Origin of the sequence: Microbacterium sp. ZW T5_56 (genome assembly GCF_044987425.1) — a bacterium.
Taxonomy (GTDB): Bacteria; Actinomycetota; Actinomycetes; order Actinomycetales; family Microbacteriaceae; genus Microbacterium.
Map to the genome: position 1 here is coordinate 1 of NZ_JBJDRI010000073.1, position 1436 is coordinate 1436.

Below are 1436 nucleotides of genomic sequence, written 5' to 3' on the forward strand. Positions count from 1 at the left end.
TGAACTGCTCCCTGGAAGTTGGACTGATGAATTCAGTTCTGACATTCAGGGAGCAGTTTCATGCATCCACGCAGTTCGCTTTCCGATGACCAGCGTGCCACGGCGGTAGCGTTGTTTGAGGCCGGTTGGGGGCCTGAGTCGGTCGCCACTGATCTGATGGTCCGGCTGAATCCGGTCCGGCGGCTCTATGACAGATGGCGAGTGCGTGGAGGCGGGGCGCTGGTGACAAAAACGACCAAGCAGGTGTTCTCGTTCGAGGTGAAGCTCGACGTCGTCCAGCGCTTCCTGGCCGGTGAGACGAAGAGTGATCTGGCGCGTGAGTTCTCCCTGTCCTCGCCGAAGCTGATCGAGACGTGGGCGAGGAAGTACCGCGAGGAAGGCGAAGACGCGCTCAGACCGAAACGTCGTGGCAGACCACCAGCGGAAGATGCCGATTCGACCGAGGCGAGCGAACTGGCGCGGTTGCGGCGGGAGAACGCGCGGTTGCAGGCGGAGGTGGCGTACTTGGGAAAATTACGCGCCTTGATGGAGCAACAACGACGGTCAAAGTGAACGCCGTCGTGACCCTCAAGGCCGAACATTCCCTCACTGACCTGCTCGCCGCTTCGGGCCTTGCCCGATCAACGTTCTTCTATCACCAGGCTCGTTTGGATGCCCCGGATCCGTATGCGGAGCTGAAGGCCGCGATCACCGATGTCTTCACGGTGAACAAGAGCCGTTACGGGTATCGGCGCGTGCACCTCGTGCTGACGAGGAACGGGTGGCGGATCAATCGCAAGACCGTGTTGAAGCTGATGCGCCAGCTCGGTCTGGCCTCCACGTCACGTCGCAAGCGTCGTTACGTGTCCTACCAGGGCGAGGTCGGGCAGATCGCGGAGAACGTCCTGAACCGCGACTTCACGGCGCAGGAGATGAACGAGAAGTGGGTCACGGATGTGACCGAGTTCCGTGTCGGCGACGACAAGCTCTACCTGTCCCCGGTGATGGATCTATGCAACGGGGAGATCATCGCGTACTCGACTAGCCGGTCACCGAACCTGCAACTGACGAACAGTTCCCTGTCCGCTGCCATCGAAACGCTCGAGCCCGACCAGCACCCGCTGGTGCACTCCGACCAGGGGTTCCAATATCAGCACCGTTCCTGGCGGGCGCTGCTCGCTGATGCCGGCGCGATGCAGTCGATGTCCCGCAAGGGCAACTGCTTCGACAACGCGGTCATGGAGAACTTCTTCGGCCATCTCAAGGAAGAGTGCTTCCACCACGTCCGCTACCTCAGCCTCGACGCCCTCGAGACCGCACTTCACGAGTACATCCGCTGGTACAACAACGACCGCATCACAGAACGACTCGAGGGCCTGAGCCCGGTGCAATACCGGATCCAGACCCTCGCCGCCTAGGCTTTACCTAAACCAGTCCAACAAACACGGACCAGTTCA

Annotated in this window: 2 protein-coding genes; both read left to right on the forward strand. The window is 60.9% G+C overall.

What is annotated here, in order from left to right; genetic code table 11:
* The first annotated feature begins 60 nt into the window (after positions 1-60).
* Positions 61-552 (forward strand): helix-turn-helix domain-containing protein, encoded by a 492-nt coding sequence (locus ACI3KU_RS18935; RefSeq protein WP_404923887.1) that lies wholly within the window; start codon positions 61-63, stop codon positions 550-552.
* Positions 549-1397 (forward strand): IS3 family transposase, encoded by an 849-nt coding sequence (locus ACI3KU_RS18940; RefSeq protein WP_404923888.1) that lies wholly within the window; start codon positions 549-551, stop codon positions 1395-1397. The genes ACI3KU_RS18935 and ACI3KU_RS18940 overlap by 4 nt, the downstream gene beginning before the upstream one ends.
* The last annotated feature ends 39 nt before the right edge of the window (positions 1398-1436 follow it).

Coding starts and splice junctions, on each gene's coding strand:
- ACI3KU_RS18935 (WP_404923887.1), top strand. CDS start 61: ATGCATCCACGCAGTTCGCTTTCCGATGACCAGCGTGCCACGGCGGTA.